We start from the raw sequence: 16,301 nt of genomic DNA on the forward strand, positions 1-16,301 counted from the left end.
ATGTCGAGCGTGACGCGAGATCGGCATCGAGGATCTGGAGGGTGAGAAAATCATCTCGTTCTCGCGACAGAACCTGTCTTACACGGAGCGCTCCGAGAAGTTCGAGGAGTACAATCTTTCGACGAACGTCACTTACAGCTGCGACGACACCTTCTCGCTACAACGCCGCGCGTCTTGTTAGACGCGCAAAGGTCGCTGTAGCACTTTGAATTGCTGCATGTTTTTATCCTTAAATCGAATACGACGTTGGCCGTCGAGTGGTTTCTAGCTTAAGATGGCATCTGCTATACGCCGAGGTTGGCACTGCCCAACAGGCAGCAGATGACGGTTCCACCTTGAACAGTCTGCTGTAGCAGAGGTGCGACGTTCGGATCATCACCATTGACGGTATTTGCCCGGCACTTCGCGTTATTGGTGGGAGTGGATTCATGCGTTCGCCAGATATGACCGGAATATCCCGACCCCCGCGCTGGGGGTTGGCCGCAAAGCTGTTTACGACGCTCGTCCTGCTTGGCGCCGCCGCGATCTTGGTGACCGGTGTACTCGGTTACTTCCGTGCCCGTGACGCCATCGAAAAAGCGGTTTTCGACCAACTCACGGCCGCCCGTCAGAACAAGACGCGTCAAGTCGAAACCTATTTTCGCACCATCGCAGCGGAACTGCGCCTGCTCGCCGCCTCCAAGATGGTGGTTGATGCGACGCGCGAATTCCGGATTGCAGTCGACCAGCTCGATCGCGCAGGCGTACAGCCTGACCTTCGGCAGAAGGTCCAAGATTGGTACGCTGCGAACTTCATCCCGCAGATGACGAGTATCCTGGGAAGGCAACCGGAGCTGTCCGACTATCTGCCGGTTGGTGGCGCTCCGTACTATCTGCAGTATCACTACATCGTGGAAAATCCGAACCCGGCGGAGCGACGCAAGCTGCTCGATGATGCCGGTGATGGCAGCGAATACACCAGGCTGCATGCCACCTATCATCCATTGATGCGCGCAGCCGCCTCGATGGTCGGTTTCTTCGATTTCATGATTGCTGATCCCAAGTCGGGTCGCCTGATCTACACAGTCCAGAAAGAACTCGATTTCACCACGTCCCTGCAATTCGGCCCCTACCGTCGCTCCAACGTCGCAGCCGCTGTCGCTCGCTGTGCAGAGCCCGCCGGGCAATCGGCCATCTGCCTCGAGGATTTCGCTCCATATGCACCGACCGGTGGGGCGCCAATTGCCTTCATGGGAGCACCGGTGATTGATAAGGGTGTCGTCATCGGGGTGCTGGTGGCGCAACTGTCGAACGAGGAGATCGACAACGTCGTCACTGGTGGTCGCCGGTGGCGACAGGAAGGGTTCGGCGACACGGGCGAGGCATATTTAATTGGACCCGACTATCTGGTGCGCTCTGGACCGCGGACATTCTACGAGAACCGGGAGGCGTACTTCGCCGAACTCAAGTCTGTCGGTGCCTCGGACGAGGAGATCGCCGCCATTCAGCGTTACGGGACGCCGGTGATGCATCAGCGCATCGACACCGAAGCATCTCGGGCAGCACTTGCCGGTGTCGAAAACACCGGCGAGATCATCGGGTACCGCGGCGTGCCGACACTCGCCTCGTGGGGCCCGCTCGAGATACCCGGCGTCAGGTGGGCGCTCGTCGCTAAAATTGACAGCGCCGAGGCCTTCGCGCCGATCGCCCAGCTCCGCCAGGAGCTGCTGATCGTCGGGGGATTGGCGCTGTTGGCGGTGGCCGTGACGGCCGCATGGCTTTCGCGCGCACTGCTCGGACCGCTGCGTGAACTCACTGCCGGAGTAAAGCGCTTCGCGGCCGGCGACTATGGAGCCAGTGTGCCAGTTCGCACGCGCGACGAGGTGGGCCAACTCTGCTCAGCCTTCAACGGCATGGTCGAGACGCTGCACGAAAAAAATGTCGTGATCGAGAACAAGAATCGTGAGAACGAGGAACTGCTCCTCAACGTGCTGCCGGCTCCGATCGCCAACCGGTTGCGCGGTGGCGAGGCTGGGATCGCCGACGGCTTCGCCGAGGTGACCGTCGCCTTCGCGGATCTGGTTGGCTTCACGGCTCTGTCATCGGAGATGCCGCCACACGAGGTCGTCACGTTTCTCAATGGGCTATTCACGCGCTTCGATGTCGCCGCCAATGAACTCGGAATCGAGAAGATCAAGACGCTTGGTGACGCCTATATGGCGGTGTGTGGCTTGCCCGAGCCGGTGGCTAACCACTCCGAGCGGATGGTGCGCATGGCTATCCGCATGGTTCACATTACCCGAGAGCACGCGATGGAAAACAACGTCTCGATGAAGCTCAGGGTTGGTGTCAATACCGGGCCGGTCGTGGCCGGCATCATCGGCAAGAGCAAGTACATCTACGACCTGTGGGGCGATACGGTGAACCTTGCCAGCAGGATGGAATCAGGCGGCGTGCCCGACGCGGTTCAGGTGACGCGCCCTGTCTACGAAAAGCTCAAAGACCACTTCGTCTTCGAGCCGCGCGGCCCTATCGAAGTCAAGGGCAAGGGCAAGGTAGAGGCCTGGCTGTTGAGGTTGTAATGCCGGACCGGCCATATCCGGCCTGTCGATCAGGTGGAAGCGATACGGGAACGCGTCCGCAATTTCTCGCCGGCATGAACGTCTACGTCTCAACCTAATGGCAGCGAATTTGGAATGTCTTTGACCTTTATGGCCTTCGCGCGGAGATGATGTAGCTGGAATACTCCAAGCCGCGTCCTTCTCAGTCGCGTTGGCGAAACGCCTTGGCGGCCATCACTACCGCGACTGCCGGGATGTTGTCCGTCAGCCCTTCTTTCCGTTCGATGCCATCTGTATGCCGGCCGCGCGTCCGCCGCTCGGAACCACGACGATCTGCCTGACCTTGCCTTCTTTGAACGCTGTGAGGAAACGCTTGTAGTCCTTGAAGGCGACGCAGCCATGCGATTCCGCCCGGCCGCTGCGCAGCAGGTAGCTGTGGGTCAGGAAACCGTCTCGGCCGTGCTTGTTCTTTCCGTCGACAGGCAGCATGCGGACCGCCTCGACCCCATGGAAGCGCGTTTCGCGCATCTTGAGATTGTAGGTGTGCGGTGGGGTGGGTCCGGTCATCTTGACGTTTACGTAACGCGGATTGTCGGCCATCTTGCCGATGCCGGAATGGGCTTCGAGCACGCTGCCGTCGGGCATATAGACCTTCGCGGCGGTGATGTCGTAGACGGCGACGCCATTTCCTGCCCGGGCACCACCGCCGAATAGGTTGCGCAGTGCGCCGAGGCCACCGCCCGATCTTTTGTCCGCCGGATTGTCCGGCCGCACAAAGGCAAGCTGTTGCTGCTTTGGCGTTTCGCGTTCTTCGGCCTTCGGCGCTGCGTCGTCCTTGGCTCGCCGGGTCTCGGGTTTCTCTGTTTCAGCGGTAGGCTTTTGGGCTTGATCTCCGCCGGGACGGAACTGCGGCTTCGGTCCCGAAGACGGCGTGTCCTCGTAGTCTGGCAGGGCAACGGCCTCATCTTCGGCGTTCGGGTCCGGCGAGGCCGCGAGGTCGTCCTCCATTGGTACCGTCAGCAACGCCGAAAACACAGCGCTGTCCGTTGCGCTCTGAGAGGGGCCCGCATAGGCCAACGAGACCAAGGGCTTGTCGGTTGCTACGGCGCGCGGCGGCCCGAACCGTTCCGGCGCAGGCGCGTCAAGACTGGCGATCGCGCGGCCTGGCGTGACGGAATGAGAGGCCCTGAAGTGGCTGGCGAGCTGCTCGGATGTCAATGCAGCCTGCTTCGCACCGGAACTGAAGCGTGCAGCCTTGCCACTCGTCTCGGCATCTCCAAAGATATCGGCCCTGCGGGGGAGTTTCCCTTCGGCGCCGCTAAGGCTTGCGAGCACGACGGGCTCGGCCACGGCGACCAGCCTCGGCGTCTGTTCGACCCTTGCCTGCTTGACCCACGGGCGCTCTTTTTTGTGCTGCGCCGCATAGAGTTGTGGTTTGGGCAGGAGGTTGCCCGAACCGTGACCGAAATAGCTGCCCATCGCGACTGCACCCACGACGGATCCCGCGGCCGCGCCGGCAAGGGCGATGCCGCAACAGGTGATCAGCAGTGGACGCAACAGACGGCGCAAAGACTGTGAACGAACGACCTTACTCAAACGCATCTCAAGCCAGTAAATCTCGCAAACGCTCTCGGGCCGACGAGCGACCACCGCTGCGCAATTTCCCGGATTGTCCCCTTTTTTGACGACGGATCGACAAAGAATGAACAAGTATGGTTAAATTTTGCTTTCCATGAATCTCACTAGATTAAAACTGGCATCAAGGCGTCCGTTCTCGGCCGTCGAATGGGTTTGCCGGATGATCGGCGGCTGGTTTCTGAAGTGGGTAGGATGCCGGGTGTAGCCCCAGCAAGGACTACACCCGATGCGTACTCTTCAATCAGCCTACAGCACCGCGCGTCCTATTCGACGCGCAAAGGTCGCTGTAGCACTTTGAATTGCTGTATGTTTTCGTCCTTAAATCGAATGCGATTTAAGGAAACATGCAGTAGGCAACGGTTTCTATCGAGACCGGCGCGAAAGGGACGGATCGGCGCGTTAGTTGAGGGGGATTGCATTATCCCCTTTGCTGGCTTGATAAACTGCGGAGAGGTCGTCGTATTTGCGCCCGATTGCAGTTGCTCTTTCCTTCAAAAGCGAATGCTGCGGTTCCGGCACTCCGTCGATCAGCCCCATGATCGACTGTCCTTTCCAGAATGAATTCGTCCGATTGTAGCCCCCTGGCTCCAGCGTGAAGACTTCCTTCAGGATCTTCAAATCGTGCGGAATGGAAAACGCATCCCGGGAATCCTCGTGGCTGAAGAAGTAAAAGAAGTTGTCGAAGCCTGCCCAGGTGATCGCCGAAAGGCACATCGAACACGGCTCATGGGTCGACAGGAAAATGAGGTCCGTCGTATCCGGCCGCTCGGATCCGGTCATCTCATAGAAGCGCTTCAGGGTGTGAACCTCCCCGTGCCATAACGGATTCTCGGTTTCGTTGTTGGTTTCGACGAGCACAGTGGAAAGGTCCGATTTCCGCAGCAGCGCCGCTCCGAAGATCTTGTTGCCGGCCGCGACGCCGACCTCCGTGGCGGGGATGATGCCAGCCTCCATGGCTGTCAGCAGGGCGTCGAGCAGACGCGTCGTTTCGATTTTTTCTGACATTCTTTATCTCCTTGAAATGTCGGGAAACGGTTGGTTCGGATCAAAGTTTAGACTTCGATCCGGACGTGCTTTCAAAGCAATACTCAGTGAGCGCCCTCAGGAATCATCGGTATTTCGATGCCTTTTTCGTCATAGAGCTTGCCGTTGAGGAAGTAGTCGCCGTCGCGAAGCCGGACGATGTCCTTGTAGCGGATCGTCCGTTCTGTGCCGGCCACGAACACTGACTGCTGATCGGCATTTCCTGCTTTGAAATGATTGAACAGCAGGTTGAGGACGATCGCCATCAAAGCAGCGGAACTGATGCCGGAATGAAAGATCGTCGCAACCCATGCCGGGAAGTGCTCGTAGAATCCCGGCGACGCGATGGGGATCATGCCGAAACCGATCGACGTCGCGACGATGATCAAGTTCATGTTGTTGTGGTAGTCGACCTTGGAGAGCGTGCGTATGCCACTTGCCGCGACCGTACCGAAAAGGACGATGCCGGCACCACCGAGAACGGAACTTGGCACCGCTGCAACAACGCGTCCCATGACCGGTAGAAGGCCGAGGACGACGAGAAAAAGACCGCCGGTCGCCACCACATAGCGGCTCTTCACGCCGGTTACGGCGACAAGCCCGACGTTCTGGGCAAAGGCACTCTGTGTGAACGAACCGAAGATCGGCGCGAGAATACTCGACAGCATGTCGGCCCGAAGCCCATCGCCCAGGCGGTGAGAATCAACCTTCGTTTCGACGATCTCGCCAACGGCGAGAATGTCGGCTGATGTCTCCACGAGCGTCACGATGATGACGATCAGCATCGAGACGATGGCGGCGATCTCGAAGGTGGGATAGCCGAAATGGAATATTGTCGGCAGGGCGAAGAGGGGGCCATTTCCGACTTGTGAAAAGTCGGTCATGCCAACGGCATAGGCGATGCCCGTTCCGATCACGAGCGCAAGCAGGATGGAGAGCCTTGAAACCGATGCGCTTCCAAGTTTGCTGAGCAGGAGAACGATGGCGAGCGGAGTGGCGGCCAGCTGGATATTTGCCGGGCTTCCGAAATCGGGAGAACTGTTGTTGCCGCCCATTGCCCAGAACGCGGCGACCGGCATCAGCGTCAGTCCAATGGTGGTGATGACGATACCGGTGACTAGGGGTGGGAAGAAACGGGTAATCCGTGAGAATACGGGCGTAATCAATAGCCCGATCAACGACGCCGCGATGACGGCGCCGAGAATAGACGGTATTCCCCCATTGCCGGAAATCGCCACCATTGTTGCAACCCCCGAGAACGAAACGCCCTGCACAAGCGGCAGACGGCTCCCGAAGAATGGCAATCCCAATGTTTGCAGGATGGTGGCCAGACCACCGGCAAAAAGCGACGCCGTCACCAGGAGGCCGATGTCACTTGGGCTAAGCCCCGCCGCCTGTCCGACAATAAGGGGTACGGCGACTATGCCGCCGTACATCGTCAGAACGTGCTGTAATCCATATGCGATATTGGCGCCGATGCTGAGTTTTTCGTCTTCCGGGCGCCTGCTTGATGCACTTCCCTCTTTTATAATTGCCAAGGTAAACTCCTCCATACCTTTGCTGAGTTGCGTTTTGAGTTGAACCCCATTTCGGTCAGACACGTCGGCATAGCCATCGGGGCACAGGCCTATGCCGAGCATGGGCTCATGCCTGAATGAGAGATCGTTGCCGCTTATCGTCGACGTTGCTGGAACGCGCACGAGAGACGTGTCGTCGTGCAACAGGGGCAGGGTGCCCAAACCGATTTTCAGGAGCGGTGCCCGGCGGCGCTGCGCGCTCTAAGAGGTGAACCGGATCATCGAAGAGACCGAGCGGCAAGGCAGTTTCGCCACCCTCGATCGAACGGATCCTGATTCCGCGAACGAAATCGAGGCTGCCGATAATTTTATGGATACCCTGGGACCGAGCAATGACTGTGAAACGCTTCGAGTGGACGTCGACCAGCTCTGATGCGACCACGTCGCTCTTGGCAGGGGACTTGCGACGGGCGTCAGACTGGCGCGTATTGCGGCAGATAACGCAATGAAAGCCATAGACTAACCGACCAGCGGTTGAGGTCTTCCAATCATGCTGAAAGCAAAAAATATTACCAAAGGGAAGTTCGGTTTCCATGCCCCCACCAGCTCCATAGTTGAACTGGCAATTGGCCAGTTTCGCTAGGACCCTGTTCCAGGAGGTGCGAACTCCGGATCGTCATCAACGTGGGTTGAACGGGGCAATTCTTGCGAGGCACAGGCCTACGCTTCAATTAACGATGCAATGTTTTTACAGATACTGTCAAGGGGGCCAAGGAGACGTTATCGCTTATCGAGATCGTTCCTTCACGAGATCGATGAAGGCGCGTAGTTTGGCGGGCGCGTGCCGGCGCCCGGGGTAGTAGAGGCTGAGGCCGGGATAGGCCGGGGTCCAGTCATCCAGCACCTGGATCAGCCGTCTCGCCGCCAGATCCTCGGCGACCAGGTCTTCCGTGATCAGCAACAGGCCGACGCCGGCGAGAACCGCCTCGTGCATCAATGCGGTTTCGTCGAGCGTCAGGACGCCGGGAACGTCAATCTCCACCGTCTCGCCGCGCTTCTCGAATTCCCAGCGATAGATCGAACCGGAGGACATGCGCATGCGGATGCAGACATGGCGCAGCAGGTCGGCGGGCACGCGCGGCTGTTCGCGGCCCGCAAAATAGGCGGGCGACCCGACGACGATGGAACGGATCGTCCGGCTGAACGGCACGGCGATCATGTCCGCCGACAGGCTCTCCTGAAGGCGGAAGCCGGCATCAAATCCTTCCTCCACAAGATCGATCAGCCGATTGTCGGTCACCAGCTCGACCTTCATCTCCGGATGGCGCCGGAGATATTCGAGGATCAGCGGCGACAGGATCATCCGCGCTGCGCCGAGCGAGGTGTTCAGCCGCAGCGTGCCGGAAGGGCGCTCGCGGTGCTGATCGACATTCTCGATGGCGGCGTGGATTTGCGAAAGGGCCGGAGCGACCTCCGCGATGAACTGCTCGCCCGCCGCCGACAGGGAAACGCTGCGGGTGGTGCGATCGAACAGGCGTACGCCAAGCCGCGCCTCGAGACCCGCGACCGCGTGACTGAGGGCTGAGGAGGACATGCCAAGGTCGCGGGCGGCGGCGCGAAATCCACCGCGTCGGGCCACCGCCACCACGGCTTCCAGTTCAATCAGGCCGCTGCGATTCATTGCGCTGGTTTCCGGGACAGTTTGCGTCTCTTTCACGGTCTTATACACGCAATCGGAAGGCGCTACATCCTGGTTTCAACAGGAGAACGACTATGCGCGATATCAACGAAATCTACATCGATGGCGCCTTCGTCACGCCGCACGGGACTGAGCGGTTCCAGCTTTTCAACCCGACTACCGAACAAGCGATCGGCGCGGTGCGCCTGGGCGACGTCGAGGACGCCCGCGCCGCAATTGCTGCTGCGAAACGCGCGCTGCCGGCGTGGTCGCAGACCAGCAAGGAGGAGCGGATCGTCCTGTTGCGCCGTTTCCATGACGTGGTCGCCGCCCGGTTCGACGATCAGCTCGACGCTATCGTCGAGGAATACGGCGCGCCGAAGAGCCGCGCCGGTTGGATGGTGAACATGGCGGCCACTGCCTTTCTGGAGGCGGCGGAAACGCTTGAGGCTTATGATTTCAACCAGACCATCGGCCGTGCGGACGTGCGCATGATGCCCTTGGGCGTCGTCGCCGCCATCACGCCCTGGAACAGCAATGCCTCCTTCATCTGCGGCAAGATGGCGATGGCTATCGCCGCCGGCTGCACCATCGTGATCAAACCCAGCGAAATGAGCGCAATCCAGACCCGGATCGTCACCGAGGCGCTGCATGAGGCGGGTGCTCCTGCAGGTCTGTTCAACATCGTCACCGGACGGGGTGATGTCGTCGGTGCGGAGTTCGCCTCTCACCCCGACGTCGCCAAGGTGACGTTCACCGGTTCGACAGCAGTTGGACGGTCGATCCTGCGGTCGGCCGCAGAGACGATGAAACGCGTGACGCTGGAGCTCGGTGGCAAGGGGCCGCAAATCATTTTGGACGATGCCGATCTCGATGAGGCGATCCCAGTGGTGGTGGCGTCCGGTTTCATGAACAGCGGCCAGGCTTGCGTAGCGGGGACGCGGGTTCTCGTCCCGGAACGCAGAATGGCAGAGACCCTGGCGAGGCTGAAGGCCGAGGTCGAGGCGGTCCGCGCCGGCGATCCGACCAACCCCGAAGTGTCCGTTGGCCCAATGGTCAGCCGGAAGCAGTGGGACCGGGTGCAATCCTATCTGAAGCTTGGACAGGAGGAAGGCGCGACGCTGCTGGTCGGCGGCGAGGGCCGACCTGAAGGCCTTGAGCGCGGCTGGTTCGTGCAGCCGACCGTCTTTGCCAACGTCACCAACGACATGCGGATCGCGCGCGAGGAAATCTTCGGACCTGTGCTGAGCGTGATCGGCTACGCCACGGAGGAAGACGCTATCGCCATCGCCAACGACACGACCTACGGCTTGCAATCCTATGTCCTGTCGTCAGATCCCGTGAGGGCGCGACGGGTTGCCGCGCGCCTGGAGGCCGGGCGAGTCGTCATCAACGGAGCACCCCACGAGCCCCTGGCACCCTTCGGTGGGTTCAAACAGTCGGGAATTGGCCGCGAACGCGGCGTCGTGGGCCTGGAGGCTCATCTTGAGCCCAAGGCGATCCTTGGCTGAGGCAATCGATGGCGTCTCTCGAGGTTTGTCTCGACCTCGAGAGACCCCTGATCGTCCTGCTGGACGGCGATCTTTCGGAAGACGCCGGAACGGATTTCTTCGCAAGCGGCGATGACGCCGTCTCCAGCTTCCAATGGTCAGCCGCAGCAGGCGAACATTGACAACATTGGCGTTCAGCTTCATGTCAGCGGTTGCATCCATGGTGCTCGAAAAGGAGCAGGTTGGATGAAATTTGGATCCATAAGACCAATCCTGTGGGCGACACTCGCGGCCGCATTGATCATCGGAGGGTACCTCGGCGGTATCCAGCTTTCCGGGAACTTCCACGAGGTTGTTCCGGGCGAGCTCTACCGTTCGAACCAGCCGACGTCGGCGCAGATCGCCGACTACGCCAAGCGATTTGGCATTAGGTCGATCGTCAATCTTCGTGGTGTCGACAACGGCGCGGCTTGGTATCGCGATGAGGTCGCAACTGCCGCAGCGCTCGGTCTGAAACATGTGGACTTCGGGATGTCCGCGAGCCACGAGATGACACTCGATCAATCCTTGAACCTCGTATTGCTGCTGCGCGATGTTCCCAAACCGGCCCTCATTCACTGCCGGTCAGGCGCCGACCGCACGGGGCTTGCTTCGGTCATCTATCTCCAGCAAATCGCCAAGGCCGACGAAGAGACCGCCGAAAAACAGCTGTCGATACGCTTCGGGCACATCGGGATCCCCTACCTTTCCCCCAGCTACGCAATGGATGAGAACTGGGAGATGTTGGAGAAGGTCTTCGGCCTCGCCGGTTAGGGCATTTCCAGGAAAAGTGCCAAGCGACGTTCCGTGAGGAAATGTTTGGAAACAAAGAGATGGAGCATTTCTTTCACACCGCGTAAATCGGAAGCGCTCTAACCGGCACTCTCCTCGGGGCGGGGCAGATAACGCCTGGCGATCATCCAGCAGATCGTTGCCCATGTCGCACCCGCACACCAACCGCCAAATACATCTGTCGGATAGTGAACGCCGAGGTATATCCGGCTCAATCCGACCATCAAAGTCAGCGCCAGGGCCACGGCGATGACGTAGAGACGCGTGGCGCGGTTCGATTGGACCCGCGAGAGAAGCAGGCCCAACGTCAGATAGGTAACCGCAGACAGCATCGCATGCCCGCTTGGAAAGCTGAGATCATGCACATCGACCAGGTGGGGCACGATGTCGGGTCGAGGTCTCGCAACCCCGATTTTCAGAAGCGTGCTCAGCAACCATCCACCCAGAACCGAGAGCAGTACGAACATACCGGTGGCGCGACGCGATGCGAGAACCAGATAGCCGACTGTAACGATAGTGACGAGGGTCAGTACGGTGGTGCCACCGAGGCTGGTGATGTCGGTGACCACATGCGTCAACCATCCGGGCCCGATGGGAGCGGAGAGGTTGCCGGGCTGGCGCAGCGCGCGCAGGATCGCCTCATCGAACGCGCGCGTTTCTCCCTCGACCACCTCGCTCGTCAGCCTAATGAAGACAAAGGCGCCTCCGGATGCCAGTGCAAAGGCGGCGATGCCTAGCGGCCCATACGCCCTCATGCGTCTGTAAAACCGTTCGGTTAGCGCGGCGATCTTGGACAAGGCGGGCTCCCGCTGGGTTAAAGGCGCACGGCGGCCTCGAAGCCGCCCAACCTCCCGGTCGCAGGAGATTGGAGTGCCAGGCTGCCGTTCATCTGCTCGACGAAGCGCTTGACGATCGACAGCCCAAGTCCAGAGCCGGCCGCTTGCGTTGGTCCGCGCGTGAACCGTCTCGTCAGGCCCGCCAATGTCGGTTGATCGAGGACGGCGCTTTCATTGACGACGCGGATGCCATCAGTGCCGAAATAGACATCGACGACACTGCCCGACGGGCTGTGGACCAGTGCATTCTCAAGCAGGTTGCGCACGACGATCGCGAAGGCATCCGGGCGGATTTGCCGCTCGAGGCGCGCCTCATCTGGCGCATGAAGCACGATGCGCCCCGCGCCCAACGCAGATCGCCCGATGTCTTCGATGACAACCTGCAGGACCGGGAAGAGGTCCGTTTTTTCGTCCGACACGCCGATGCCTGCTTCAGCGCGCGACATCTGCAGCAGTTTTTCCGCCAGCCGCCCCAGATGTTGAAGCGATCGTTCGATCTGTCCGACACGGGCAGAAAGCGAAGGCGGCACCTCCGCGAGCAGCCGTTGGGTCTGCGCCAGCGCGCCGGCAATCGGTGTGCGCAACTCGTGTGCGCTGTTGGCGGTGAATTCCCGCTCGGATTCGAGTGCGGCGCGCAGCCGATCCAGCAGCAAGTTGACGGAGCGGGCGATCGGGCGAAGCTCGACCGGGAGCCCGGCTTCATCCACCGGGACCATGTTGCCACCATCCTTGGTGCCGATATCGTCGCGCAGCCCTTCAATTGGAGACAGGGTCATACGGACGACGAGGATGATGGCAATGATGCTGGCGGGAATGAGTGCCAGGATCGGGAAAAAGAGCGCCATTCCCCCCTCGATTGCAGCCTCGCGCCTATTGTCGAGGGAGTCCGCCACTTGGATGTAGAATGAGCCGTCCGCGGTCCCGGCCGTGTATATCCGGTGCGTATCGTTCTGCGAGAAGCCGACCTCGAGGGGGGCCGGGAAGGGCTCGGCAGGCGCATCCCTCGATTTCAACAGGATCTGCCCGTCCCGACCGCGAACCTGGTAGACAAGATATTCGCGGTTGCTGGCTGCTTTTTCTGCCGGGCGTCGTAGCGCATCGCCCGCATCCCGCCCGGCCAGATCGTCGATGACGATCGGAAGCAGGCGTTCGGCGGTTTCCTGAATGCCGCTATCGAAAATCTCGGAAAACTCGTCCTGCATGATGAGGATGCCAAATCCCATGGCGACGAGCCAGAAAACCGCGACGACACTTGTGATCGCGACGACGAGCTTGCGGGTCATGCTTGGTTTCTGGAACATGGTCACTCACTTGATGCAGTAGCCCACACCCCGAACAGTTTCGATGCGGTCATGGCCGATCTTTTTTCGCAGCCGGCTGATGTAGACCTCGACCGTGTTACTTTCGATCTCGGTGCCGAAGGCGTAAAGCTCCTCGTGAAGCTGTGCCTTGGACACAATTGCTCCGGGTCTGGCCGCCAGTTTGTCCAGGACGGCCCATTCGCGGGCGCTCAAGAGCTGGACCTCATTGTCTACCACCACGTTTCGGTTGATCTGGTCTATCTCGATCCCGGGTAGGCGAATGGTCGAGGTTGGCTTGCCCGCATAGCGCCTCGATACCGCCAGCATGCGCGCAGTCAATTCGTCGAGGTCGAAGGGTTTGACGAGATAGTCGTCTGCCCCGCTGTTAAGTCCCTCGATCCGATCGGATACTTGATCGTGCGCTGTCAGGATGATGACCGGCGTTGCATCCTGACGTGAGCGTAAAGACCGGAGCAATGACAGTCCATCTCCATCCGGCAATCTCAGGTCGAGAAGGATAAGCCCGTATTCGACCGTCCCCGTTGCCGACATCGCATCAACGACGCTTAAGAACCAGTCTACGGCATGGCCCGCGGTGGCGACGTGATCACGCAGCGCCTCCCCCAGGACCTGATCGTCTTCCACAAGCAGAACGCGCAAGCTACCATCCGCCACCAAACAACCTCTGCCTATTGTCGCCCATAGGCATGCGTCAAGTCGATTGTTTTTCGATCGGTCGGATTGCTCATGAGCCATGGCTCCCTTTCAGGCCGAAACGGCGCCGAGTTGTGGATCGTAGGCTGCGGGATTTCTGACATGAACCTGAGAGGCGCGGAGGCGATGGAAGCCGTCGTCTCCGGCAGGGTGCCACGGCAGACGGCGCCCTTAGAGCGATGTCTTCGGTTCGCGAAACGCACCGTGCTTCTTGAAGTGGCTGACCAATGCGGTCGCCATGCCGACAAGCGCCATCAGGGCAGCGAGAACAAGCAGATAGGATCGCCGGTGCTCAAGGTTCTCGGCGATGGCGAACCGATACATTTCCGTTGCGAGGATGGCGAGCAGAGCGGCTGAGACAGTCGAATAATCCTTGGCGACGACGCGTTTGAAATTGAATGACATCCCGTCGATCGAGTGACGGAAGTTCTCAAGCCGCAGCGCCCAGCGCGGCACGTCTCGACAATAGGCGCGATAGGCTTCGCCGAACTTCTGCTCCAGGAAAACTTCCTCGGCATAGACGATGCATTGGTACATGAAGGCAAACAGGCCAACGCCAATCGCAATGACCAGCGGATTGCCGTGCAGCAGGAAAATGCCGGTATAGACGAGCATGTTGCCCACATAGAGCGGGTTTCGGCAGACGCCGAACATGCCTTCGGTGACCAGGTCCTTTGCGTAGACCCTCTTGTTCAACCCGCCGCGCTTAATGTAGGCGTAGCCCACCACGACCGTGCGTAATGCCAGCCCGGCGAGAACAACAGCAATGGCGGCCGCGGTCTTCAGCAGGTTCGCTGTCCCGCTGCCCCACATTTCGGTTGACGGCGGCACCAGGATGAATAGTGCCAGGATGATGGCCGGGAAGACCTGGTTGCGGTACCGGAAGAAGAAATTACCGAGCTGTATCATCAGCGTCTTCATGTCGGCGCCCTACTTGACTGCGACGATGCCGCAGAAATTGTACCAGCGGAAAAAGACTTCGACGCTGCGGAAGCCCACTTCTTTCAGCAGTTGCAGGTTTTCCTCCAGGCGATAGGGGATCAAGACATTCTCCAGGGCTTCGCGCTTCTTGGATATCTCGATCTCGGAGTAGCCGTTGCGCCGCTTGAAATCGTAGTAGTGCTGGATGAAGAGCCGGTTGAAGGTCGTATCTTCACCCGTCAGCTTCTCGACGAGAAGCAGGCAGCCTCGATCGTTGAGAGCTTGATACATCATGCGCATAACGCGTTCGCGGTAGAGCGGACGAATGAACTGCAGCGTCAGCAACATGGTGACGACGCTCGCATTGTCCATGTCCACGCCCTGATGGAGGTCGGCGACCTTGAGGTCGATCTGCCTGCGGGGTGCCGATGCGTCTATCTTCTGGCGCGCCTTGTCGAGCATGTCGGGCGCATTGTCGATGCCGACGAAGCGAACGCTCGGCTCGATGACGCCGTCGAGGCTTAGAAGGGTCGTGGCTGTGGAGCAGCCGATGTCATAGACGTTGGTGTCGGGTTGCGCGAAATCACGCGCAAGCTCGCACACCATGCGCTGCATTTCCTCGTAGTAAGGAACGGAGCGGCCGACCATGTCGTCGAACACATCCGCAACCGTTGCGTTGAAGGCGAAATCCCCGACCTGTTGGTCGTCGCGGGCAAAGACTTCGTCCTTCCCGCTGGAGCGAAGATGCAGGTGTTGTGCCTTGTTGGCCATGGGTCGCAATCCGATTGATACCTTGCGTCATGACCTTCATCGCAGGCGATGAAGGTCTACCGACATTCGCAACAGGCCATTCGAACCTGACATGAACCTGAACGACGGTTGATCCCACTCATCGGATCGTTCCGGCAGGAGAATCCGACCGCCGATCTTGTCATCCAATCGCTCGCGCTGGGCTCGCTTGAGAGGCCCGACCTAACCATCACATATCGGCGAAGCGCCGACGCTCGCGAAGTGTCATCGGCGTTCCTGCTGGATAGGACGATGGCGGTCTGCTCGCCGAAATTGATAGCCGGAAGCAGGGGGCAGCTCGAGGCCAGTGACATCCTCGATTTGCCCATCTTGCTGGACACGGCAGACGCATGGTCTTGGCGGTGCTGGTGCAGTTCTGCGGCGCTCACGTTCGAGCCTCGGGGCGGAAGCATCGCTTTCGATACCGACGAGGCGTCGATCGACGCTTGTATCTCGGGATTGGGAGTAGGACAGGCAAGCCCGCTGTTTATCGAACACGAGCTGAGATCGGGTTAGCTTAGCCTTGGCGGCGTCGGTGTTGCCGGTGGTCGGTGCTTACGAGACCTCAAGGCCCGTCGAATTCGGCATGGCAGGCGTTTTCCTGAAATGGTTGGAGAAATGGACGAACGTCGAGGTTGATTGACAGAGATTCGACGTTCATGCTTTGCGCTACGAAATCCGGCGTTTCCACTATCGCAACGGTCTCTGCCCACACGTTTGGGCAGAGACCGTTGAAATCGGTTGGCCAACTGCTTCAGGACTTGGCGGCGGCAGCACGCAGTGTGCGGTATTGTGCCGTCGGAAGCCCACCCCAGCCCCAGTTATCAAGATCGACCTCTTCGATCACGACATAGGTCGATTCAAGCGGCTTGTGCAGAACATTGAGCAGCACCTCGCTGACGCCCTTGATGATGGCCGCCTTTTCCTCCGCCGACACCGAATTGCGGCCGGGCGTGGTTCCTTCGCGGGTAACCTGTACGGTGACAATAGGCATTGCAGTCTCCTTGCCGAGAGTTGGTTCGG

General features: G+C 59.7%; 16 protein-coding genes and 1 pseudogene. 6 read left to right on the top strand and 11 right to left on the bottom strand.

Annotated features, from left to right (window positions below; all coding sequences use genetic code 11):
• Positions 1 to 16 precede the first annotated feature (16 nt).
• Both IB264_RS34675 and IB264_RS18645 read left to right on the top strand, forming a co-directional pair.
• Positions 17 to 160: pseudogene (locus IB264_RS34675) on the top strand (transcriptional regulator); the annotation flags it as partial.
• Between the two features lie 268 nt (positions 161 to 428).
• On the top strand, positions 429 to 2,561 hold the full coding sequence (locus tag IB264_RS18645) for an adenylate/guanylate cyclase domain-containing protein (protein WP_244494263.1): 2,133 nt from the start codon (positions 429 to 431) through the stop codon (positions 2,559 to 2,561).
• Between the two features lie 243 nt (positions 2,562 to 2,804).
• Here IB264_RS18645 and IB264_RS18650 read toward each other — a convergent pair whose 3' ends face one another.
• The 5 genes from IB264_RS18650 to IB264_RS18670 all read right to left on the bottom strand — a co-directional run bounded on the left by IB264_RS18650 (position 2,805) and on the right by IB264_RS18670 (position 8,399).
• Positions 2,805 to 4,136: a DUF2778 domain-containing protein gene (locus tag IB264_RS18650; RefSeq protein WP_244494691.1), complete on the bottom strand. Its 1,332-nt coding sequence runs from the start codon at positions 4,134 to 4,136 to the stop codon at positions 2,805 to 2,807.
• Between the two features lie 441 nt (positions 4,137 to 4,577).
• Entirely contained in the window at positions 4,578 to 5,183 is a 606-nt protein-coding gene (locus IB264_RS18655; protein ID WP_025430241.1) for a nucleoside deaminase, read from the bottom strand.
• A gap of 83 nt (positions 5,184 to 5,266) precedes the next feature.
• Positions 5,267 to 6,754 carry a nucleobase:cation symporter-2 family protein gene (locus IB264_RS18660; RefSeq protein WP_192433928.1) on the bottom strand — a complete coding sequence of 496 codons (1,488 nt, stop codon included), beginning with the start codon at positions 6,752 to 6,754 and terminating at the stop codon, positions 5,267 to 5,269.
• Between the two features lie 91 nt (positions 6,755 to 6,845).
• Positions 6,846 to 7,313: a hypothetical protein gene (locus IB264_RS18665; protein WP_192433900.1), complete on the bottom strand. Its 468-nt coding sequence runs from the start codon at positions 7,311 to 7,313 to the stop codon at positions 6,846 to 6,848.
• A 192-nt stretch (positions 7,314 to 7,505) separates the two neighbouring features.
• Positions 7,506 to 8,399, bottom strand: a complete 894-nt coding sequence (locus tag IB264_RS18670) for a LysR family transcriptional regulator (protein WP_192433902.1) — start codon at positions 8,397 to 8,399, stop codon at positions 7,506 to 7,508.
• Between the two features lie 92 nt (positions 8,400 to 8,491).
• On the opposite strand from IB264_RS18670, the gene IB264_RS18675 reads away from it, so the two are divergent.
• The 3 genes from IB264_RS18675 (at position 8,492) to IB264_RS18685 (ending at position 10,699) form a co-directional block, all read left to right on the top strand.
• Positions 8,492 to 9,907, top strand: coding sequence for an aldehyde dehydrogenase family protein (locus tag IB264_RS18675; protein ID WP_057216984.1), 1,416 nt, complete (start codon positions 8,492 to 8,494; stop codon positions 9,905 to 9,907).
• A gap of 8 nt (positions 9,908 to 9,915) precedes the next feature.
• Positions 9,916 to 10,068 carry a hypothetical protein gene (locus IB264_RS18680; RefSeq protein WP_158071659.1) on the top strand — a complete coding sequence of 51 codons (153 nt, stop codon included), beginning with the start codon at positions 9,916 to 9,918 and terminating at the stop codon, positions 10,066 to 10,068.
• Positions 10,069 to 10,132: 64 nt separating this feature from the next.
• Positions 10,133 to 10,699 (top strand): tyrosine-protein phosphatase, encoded by a 567-nt coding sequence (locus tag IB264_RS18685; RefSeq protein ID WP_057220050.1) that lies wholly within the window; start codon positions 10,133 to 10,135, stop codon positions 10,697 to 10,699.
• Positions 10,700 to 10,797: 98 nt separating this feature from the next.
• On the opposite strand, the gene IB264_RS18690 is transcribed toward IB264_RS18685, so the two are convergent.
• From IB264_RS18690 to cmoA, 5 genes are all read right to left on the bottom strand, one after another.
• On the bottom strand, positions 10,798 to 11,472 hold the full coding sequence (locus tag IB264_RS18690; protein ID WP_051509367.1) for a phosphatase PAP2 family protein: 675 nt from the start codon (positions 11,470 to 11,472) through the stop codon (positions 10,798 to 10,800).
• A 59-nt stretch (positions 11,473 to 11,531) separates the two neighbouring features.
• On the bottom strand, positions 11,532 to 12,854 hold the full coding sequence (locus IB264_RS18695; RefSeq protein WP_084814249.1) for a histidine kinase dimerization/phospho-acceptor domain-containing protein: 1,323 nt from the start codon (positions 12,852 to 12,854) through the stop codon (positions 11,532 to 11,534).
• Between the two features lie 6 nt (positions 12,855 to 12,860).
• The gene (locus IB264_RS18700) at positions 12,861 to 13,514 is read right to left on the bottom strand and encodes a response regulator transcription factor (protein WP_192433904.1); all 654 of its coding nucleotides are present in this window, start codon (positions 13,512 to 13,514) and stop codon (positions 12,861 to 12,863) included.
• 225 nt (positions 13,515 to 13,739) lie between these two features.
• Positions 13,740 to 14,489, bottom strand: a complete 750-nt coding sequence (locus IB264_RS18705) for an isoprenylcysteine carboxylmethyltransferase family protein (protein WP_057220049.1) — start codon at positions 14,487 to 14,489, stop codon at positions 13,740 to 13,742.
• Between the two features lie 9 nt (positions 14,490 to 14,498).
• Positions 14,499 to 15,260, bottom strand: a complete 762-nt coding sequence (gene cmoA, locus IB264_RS18710) for a carboxy-S-adenosyl-L-methionine synthase CmoA (protein ID WP_057207202.1) — start codon at positions 15,258 to 15,260, stop codon at positions 14,499 to 14,501.
• Between the two features lie 108 nt (positions 15,261 to 15,368).
• Here cmoA and IB264_RS18715 point away from each other — a divergent pair, with 108 nt between their 5' ends.
• Positions 15,369 to 15,794: a LysR substrate-binding domain-containing protein gene (locus IB264_RS18715; protein WP_057207203.1), complete on the top strand. Its 426-nt coding sequence runs from the start codon at positions 15,369 to 15,371 to the stop codon at positions 15,792 to 15,794.
• Positions 15,795 to 16,032: 238 nt separating this feature from the next.
• Here IB264_RS18715 and IB264_RS18720 read toward each other — a convergent pair whose 3' ends face one another.
• Positions 16,033 to 16,272 (bottom strand): 4-oxalocrotonate tautomerase family protein, encoded by a 240-nt coding sequence (locus tag IB264_RS18720; protein ID WP_057207204.1) that lies wholly within the window; start codon positions 16,270 to 16,272, stop codon positions 16,033 to 16,035.
• Positions 16,273 to 16,301 lie beyond the last annotated feature (29 nt).

This window comes from Ensifer sp. ENS11 (assembly GCF_014851895.1).
Taxonomy (GTDB): Bacteria; Pseudomonadota; Alphaproteobacteria; order Rhizobiales; family Rhizobiaceae; genus Ensifer; species Ensifer canadensis.

What these genes read in the sequence shown, in the direction of transcription:
- IB264_RS18720 (WP_057207204.1), bottom strand. Translation starts at nt 16,272, where the DNA reads ATGCCTATTGTCACCGTACAGGTTACCCGCGAAGGAACCACGCCCGGC.
- IB264_RS18665 (WP_192433900.1), bottom strand. Translation starts at nt 7,313, where the DNA reads ATGGAAACCGAACTTCCCTTTGGTAATATTTTTTGCTTTCAGCATGAT.
- IB264_RS18695 (WP_084814249.1), bottom strand. Translation starts at nt 12,854, where the DNA reads ATGTTCCAGAAACCAAGCATGACCCGCAAGCTCGTCGTCGCGATCACA.
- IB264_RS18670 (WP_192433902.1), bottom strand. Translation starts at nt 8,399, where the DNA reads ATGAATCGCAGCGGCCTGATTGAACTGGAAGCCGTGGTGGCGGTGGCC.
- IB264_RS18655 (WP_025430241.1), bottom strand. Translation starts at nt 5,183, where the DNA reads ATGTCAGAAAAAATCGAAACGACGCGTCTGCTCGACGCCCTGCTGACA.
- IB264_RS18680 (WP_158071659.1), top strand. Translation starts at nt 9,916, where the DNA reads ATGGCGTCTCTCGAGGTTTGTCTCGACCTCGAGAGACCCCTGATCGTC.
- IB264_RS18690 (WP_051509367.1), bottom strand. Translation starts at nt 11,472, where the DNA reads ATGAGGGCGTATGGGCCGCTAGGCATCGCCGCCTTTGCACTGGCATCC.
- IB264_RS18660 (WP_192433928.1), bottom strand. Translation starts at nt 6,754, where the DNA reads ATGGAGGAGTTTACCTTGGCAATTATAAAAGAGGGAAGTGCATCAAGC.
- cmoA (WP_057207202.1), bottom strand. Translation starts at nt 15,260, where the DNA reads ATGGCCAACAAGGCACAACACCTGCATCTTCGCTCCAGCGGGAAGGAC.
- IB264_RS18685 (WP_057220050.1), top strand. Translation starts at nt 10,133, where the DNA reads ATGAAATTTGGATCCATAAGACCAATCCTGTGGGCGACACTCGCGGCC.
- IB264_RS18705 (WP_057220049.1), bottom strand. Translation starts at nt 14,489, where the DNA reads ATGAAGACGCTGATGATACAGCTCGGTAATTTCTTCTTCCGGTACCGC.
- IB264_RS18645 (WP_244494263.1), top strand. Translation starts at nt 429, where the DNA reads ATGCGTTCGCCAGATATGACCGGAATATCCCGACCCCCGCGCTGGGGG.
- IB264_RS18675 (WP_057216984.1), top strand. Translation starts at nt 8,492, where the DNA reads ATGCGCGATATCAACGAAATCTACATCGATGGCGCCTTCGTCACGCCG.